This is a genomic window from Pseudonocardia pini (assembly GCF_013870575.1).
In the GTDB taxonomy this organism is placed as follows: Bacteria; Actinomycetota; Actinomycetes; order Mycobacteriales; family Pseudonocardiaceae; genus Pseudonocardia; species Pseudonocardia pini.
Genome location: NZ_JACBXB010000361.1, coordinates 1 through 5,427 on the forward strand (window position 1 = coordinate 1; position 5,427 = coordinate 5,427).

Here is a 5,427-nt window from a genome sequence, read left to right on the forward strand (position 1 = left end):
TTCACGGTGTCGGCGTGCCCCTGCGGGCAGTCGGCGGGATCGGAGGCCGCGGCCATGGGGCGGTCGACCTCGAAGGTCGCCCGCCCTCCGCGGCGAGCGCACTCCCGACAGCGGAACTCGTAGCGCGGCATGCGCGGGAGCCTACGCCGCGCTCCGCTTCACCTCCATCGCCGGCGTGAGGGCCTGGTGATCAAGCTCGGCAGAGATCATCAGGCGCTCACGCAGGATCTCGGGGCCCGAAACAGGCCTGAGGGCCTGTTGATCAAGAAGTGTGGAGGCCCTCGGCGCGCCCTCGGGTCTGGTGGTCACGGGGTGGCGGGGTTGCGGCGGAGCAGCAGCAGGGAGTGTGGGGGGAGGGTGAGGGTGCTCCCGCCCCGAAGGGGGCGCGAGCTCGCGGGACACCCGTCCTCGCGGCTGGTGTCCAGCACCGGGGTCAGGCTCCGCTCGCCGGGCAGGACGCAGGGCTGACCCCCGCCGTCGCCGTTGAGCAGGAACAGCCACTCCGCGGTGAGCAGGCCGAGGGCGCGGGCGTGCCCGTCGTGCCAGTCGCCCTCGTTCATCGCGCGGCCCCCGGGGTTCCACCACCGGACGTCGGAGTTGCGGAGGAACACGTCCCGGTGCAGGTCCGGGGAGGACCGGCGGATCGCGGTGAGCCGGGCGGTGAAGGCGGTCATCGCCTCGGCGGCGGCCGGGTCGAGGGCGTCGGGCAGCCAGTCGACCCAGGTCGTCTCGTCGTCGAGGCAGTAGGCGTTGTTGTTGCCGCCCTGGGTCCGCCAGCGCTCGTCGCCGCCGACGATCATCGGCGTGCCGATCGAGAGCAGCAGGGTGCCGAGCATCGCCCGCGCCGCGGCCCGCCTCCGGCCCCGCACGACCGGTGACGTGCTCTCGCCCTCGACGCCGAAGTTCTGCGAGCGGTTGTCGTCGGTCCCGTCCCGGTTGTGCTCGCCGTTGGCCTCGTTGTGCTTGCGCTCATAGCTGACGAGGTCGCGCAGGGTGAAGCCGTCGTGCGCGGTCACGAAGTTGACCGACGCCCACGGCCGCCGCCCGGACAGCGCGTAGATGTCCGACGACCCGGTCACCCGCGAGGCCAGCTCCGAGATGTGCCCGTGCCCGCGGAAGAAGTCCCGCACGGCGTCGCGGTAGCGCCCGTTCCACTCCGACCACGCCACGCCGAAGCCGCCGACCCGGTAGCCCTCGCCGGTGGCGTCCCACGGCTCGGCGATCAGCTTGGTCGTGGACAGGATCGGGTCCACGGCGATCGCGGTGAGCAGCGAGGAGTGCGGGTCGAACGTGCCGGACCGCGGCCGCCCGAGCACCGACGCGAGGTCGATCCGGAAGCCGTCGACGCCGTACCGGGTGACCCAGTGCCGCATCGCGTCGCACACCAGCCGGATCACGGTGGGGGAGCCCGCGTCGAGGGTGTTGCCGGTGCCGGTGATGTCGGCGTCGTGGCCGTTGCCGCCGAGCGAGTAGTAGGCCCGGGCGTCGAGGCCGCGGTAGGACAGCGTCATCCCGCCGACGCCGCCCTCGCAGGTGTGGTTCGGGACGAAGTCCAGGATCACCTCGATCCCCGCAGCGTGCAGGGTGTCCACCATGGTCCGGAACTCGGCGGTCTCCGCGCCGGGCGTCGAGGCGTAGCCCGCGTGCGGGGCGAGGAAGCCGAGCGTGGAGTAGCCCCAGTAGTTGGTCGCGCCGCGCTCCACGAGCGAGGGCTCGGAGGCACTCGCGCAGACCGGCAGCAGCTCGACCGCGGTGACCCCGATGCGCCGGAGGTGCTCGACGACGGCGGGGTGCGCCATGCCGAGATACGTCCCGCGGTGCTCCGGCGGCACCTCCGGGTGCAGCTTCGTGTACCCCCGCACGTGCAGCTCGGCGAGCACGCTCTCGGACCACGGGACGTCGGGGCGCGGGGGCAGGGGGGTGCCGTCGGGCGCGTCGACCACGGACAACGGGACCGAGCCGAGCGAGTCGAGCGTGCTCGCCGGACCGGTCATGGGGTCGTCGACCCAGCCGCGCGCGGCCGCCAGGTCGGTGACCCGGCCACTGATCCGCGTGGCGTACGGGTCCACGAGGATCTTGTGCGGGTTGGCCCGGTGCCCGTCCCACGGCCGGTAGGGGCCGTGCACCCGGTAGCCGTAGCGCTGCCCCGGCCGCACTCCCGGGACGTGCCCGTGCCACACGCCGAAGGTCCGCTCGGTGAGCTCGACCCGACGCTCGGCGAGGGAACCGTCGGCGGCCTCGTCCACCAGGCACACCTCGACGGCATCGGCGCTGGTCGAGGCGACCGCGAAGCGGGCCCCGGAGTCGTCGACATGGGCACCCAACGGGAAGACCGGCACGATCGGCGAGGATATGGGGGTGAGCACCCCCGGACCGGCCGCCGCGCACAGCGTCACACCCGATCTCACCGATCTCGTGATCCGCATGGACGGGGTCACCGTGCGGCGCGGGCCGACGGTGCTGCTCGACTCCGTGGACTGGAGCGTCGAGCTCGACGAGCGCTGGGTGGTGCTCGGGCCCAACGGCGCGGGCAAGACGACCCTGCTCCGGCTCGCCGCCGCCGAGATGCACCCGACCGCCGGTGTGGTGCACGTCCTCGGGGAGCGGATCGGCCGGGTGGCGCTGTTCGACCTGCGCCCTCGCATCGGGCTGACCTCGGCCAACCTCGGGATCCGGATCCCGGGCGACGAGGTGGTGTCCGACGTCGTCGTCTCCGCCGGGTACGGCGTGCTCGGCCGGTGGCGGGAGCGGTACGACGCGATGGACACCGACCGCGCCACCCAGCTGCTCGAGCAGCTCGGCATGGAGGGCTTCGCGGAGCGCGAGTACCGCACGCTGTCCGAGGGGGAGCGCAAGCGGGTGCTGATCGCCCGCGCGCTGATGACCGATCCCGAGCTCCTGCTGCTCGACGAGCCCGCCGCGGGTCTCGACCTCGGCGGCCGCGAGGACCTCGTCTCCCGGCTCTCCGCGCTCGCCCTCGATCCCGACGCCCCGGCGTCCGTGCTGGTCACCCACCACGTCGAGGAGATCCCGCCCGGGTACACCCACGGCCTGCTGCTGCGCGAGGGCCGGGTCGTGGCCGCGGGCCTGCTCGACGACGTGCTCACGGACGCGAACCTCACCGAGACCTTCGGCGTCCCACTGTCGGTGCAGCGCCGCAGGCGCCGGTACAGCGCCTACCTCCGCTGACCCCCGGATGAGCGAACGGCACTCTCGCTCACTAGGTATGAGCGAGAGTGCCGTTCGCTCGTCGTGGTGGCGGGTTAGGGTCGGCTCGTGACGGAATTCGTGAGGCTCGAGGTCGACAACGGGGTGGGCACGGTCCGGCTGGACCGGCCGCCGATGAACGCGCTCAACCGCCAGGTCCAGAACGAGCTGCTGGTCGTCGCGGAGGAGGCGGCGAGCCGGGCGGACGTCCGCGCGGTGATCGTCTACGGCGGCGAGAAGACGCTGGCCGCGGGTGCGGACGTCAAGGAGATGGCGTCGATGTCCTACTCGGACATGGCGCCCGTCGCGCGCAGGCTGTCCGCGGGCCTCGGCGCGCTGTCGACCATCCCCAAGCCCACGGTCGCCGCGGTCACCGGCTACGCCCTCGGCGGCGGCCTGGAGGTCGCGCTCGGCGCGGACCGGCGGATCGCGGGGGACAACGCGAAGCTCGGCTTCCCCGAGATCCTGCTCGGCATCTTCCCCGGCGGCGGCGGGACCCAGCGGCTCACCCGGCTCGTCGGCCCGTCGCGGGCCAAGGACCTGATCTACACGGGCCGGATGATCACCGCGCAGGAGGCGCTGGAGATCGGGCTGGTCGACGAGGTCGTCCCCGCCGACGAGGTGTACTCCCGGTCCGTCGAGTACGTCTCGCAGTTCACCTCCGGCCCGGCCCTGGCCTACGCGGCGGCGAAGAAGGCGATCGACGGCGGCCTGGACACCGACCTGCGCACCGGCCTGGACATCGAGTCCGAGCTGTTCGCGGGTCTGTTCGCCAGCGACGACGCCGGCATCGGCATGAGGTCCTTCGTCGAGAACGGCCCGGGCAAGGCGGAGTTCACCGGCCGCTGATCCTGTGAGTGGCGATGGTCGCTGGAGCGACCTGTCTGGAGCGACCATCGCCACTCACGACCTGAGGAGCGCGTGTGCGCGAGCTGGTCGTGCTCGGGACGGCCTCCCAGGCGCCGACCCGGACCCGGCACCACAACGGCTACTTCCTGCGTTTCGACGACCAGGGGCTGCTGTTCGACCCCGGCGAGGGCACCCAGCGGCAGATGCTGCTCGCCGGGATCCCGGTCTCCGCGGTCACCCGGCTCTGCCTCACCCACCTGCACGGCGACCACTGCCTGGGCGTCCCCGGTGTACTGCAACGGATCTCGCTCGACCAGGTGGCCCACCCGGTGCACGCGCACTTCCCGGCGTCCGGACAGGAGTACTTCTCCCGGCTCCGCTACGCCAGCTCCTACCTCGAGCGCGGCGAGATCGCGGAGCACCCGCACGCCGCAGACGGCCCCGTCGCACCCGGCCTGGAGGTGGCGCGCCTGGAGCACCCGGTCGAGGCCTTCGGCTACCGGCTCACCGAACCCGACGGCGTCCGCATGCTCCCCGACGAGCTGGCCCGCGCCGGCATCACCGGCCCCCGCGTGCGCGAGCTGCAGGCCCGCGGCGAGCTCGACGGCGTCACGCTGGAGCAGGTCAGTGCCCCGAGGCCCGGCCAGGTGGTCGCGTTCGTGATGGACACCCGGCTGTGCGCGGGCGTGTACGCCCTCGCCGACGGGGCGGACATGCTGGTCATCGAGTCGACCTTCCTCCATGCCGAGGCCGACCTCGCGCACACCTACGGCCACCTCACCGCCCGCGAGGCCGCGACCGTCGCCGCCGAGTGCGGGGTCCGCACCCTGGTCCTCACCCACTTCTCCCAGCGCTACACCGACCCGACCGCGTTCGAGCGGGAGGCCCGTGAGGTGTTCGCGGGCGAGCTGCACGTCGCCGAGGACCTGATGCGGATCCCCGTGCCGCCGCGCCTCAGCCGGTGAACGCGGCGGGCCGGACCGACGTCGCACACGCGGTGTCCGTCCTCCCCGCCAGGAAGCTCTGCATGACCGGCAGTGCGCAGGCCGTCGACCAGAGCAGGACGTCGTGTGCGGAGTCGGCGAACCCCACGCGGGTGGCCTTCGGCAGCGCGCTCGCGACCAGCTCGCCGTTCCGCGGTGCGGTGATCGCGTCGAGCCCCCCGTCGAGGACGAGCACGGGCACGTCGGCCGTCGCGGGGGCCTGCACGGAGTCGGGGGCGGCGGGGACGTCCCAGGCGCGGCAGTCGGTCAGCAGGAACGGCGCCTGCGGGCTCAGACCCAGGAGCTCGTCCGGCAGGTCGGGCAGCACGGCCTTCCCCGCCTCCACCAGGTCGGCCCGGTGGACGTCCGTGCCGACCAGGAACTCGTG

The 5,427-nt window shown here is 73.1% G+C and carries 6 protein-coding genes; 3 read left to right on the top strand and 3 right to left on the bottom strand.

All coding sequences use genetic code 11. The features are described 5' to 3' along the window. A partial coding sequence (locus H5J29_RS19435; protein ID WP_181782475.1) for an FmdB family zinc ribbon protein occupies window positions 1-131 on the bottom strand: 131 nt, incomplete at its 3' end. Window positions 132-305: 174 nt separating this feature from the next. Next, on the bottom strand, window positions 306-2,339 hold the full coding sequence (glgX, locus tag H5J29_RS19440) for a glycogen debranching protein GlgX (protein WP_312858311.1): 2,034 nt from the start codon (window positions 2,337-2,339) through the stop codon (window positions 306-308). 13 nt (window positions 2,340-2,352) lie between these two features. Between glgX and H5J29_RS19445 the strand changes: the two genes are divergently transcribed. The 3 genes from H5J29_RS19445 (at window position 2,353) to H5J29_RS19455 (ending at window position 5,021) form a co-directional block, all read left to right on the top strand. Then, a complete protein-coding gene (locus H5J29_RS19445; protein ID WP_181782477.1) occupies window positions 2,353-3,189 on the top strand; it encodes an ABC transporter ATP-binding protein in 837 nt (278 codons plus the stop codon). An 87-nt stretch (window positions 3,190-3,276) separates the two neighbouring features. Continuing rightward, window positions 3,277-4,056 carry an enoyl-CoA hydratase/isomerase family protein gene (locus H5J29_RS19450; protein ID WP_181782478.1) on the top strand — a complete coding sequence of 260 codons (780 nt, stop codon included), beginning with the start codon at window positions 3,277-3,279 and terminating at the stop codon, window positions 4,054-4,056. 74 nt (window positions 4,057-4,130) lie between these two features. After that, complete coding sequence (locus H5J29_RS19455) at window positions 4,131-5,021, top strand: ribonuclease Z (protein WP_181782479.1); 891 nt, start codon at window positions 4,131-4,133, stop codon at window positions 5,019-5,021. On the opposite strand, the gene H5J29_RS19460 is transcribed toward H5J29_RS19455, so the two are convergent. Further along, window positions 5,011-5,427, bottom strand: a 417-nt coding sequence (locus H5J29_RS19460) for an alpha/beta hydrolase (RefSeq protein WP_181782480.1), incomplete at its 5' end; no start/stop codon positions are given. The two genes, H5J29_RS19455 and H5J29_RS19460, sit on opposite strands and share 11 nt — an antisense overlap.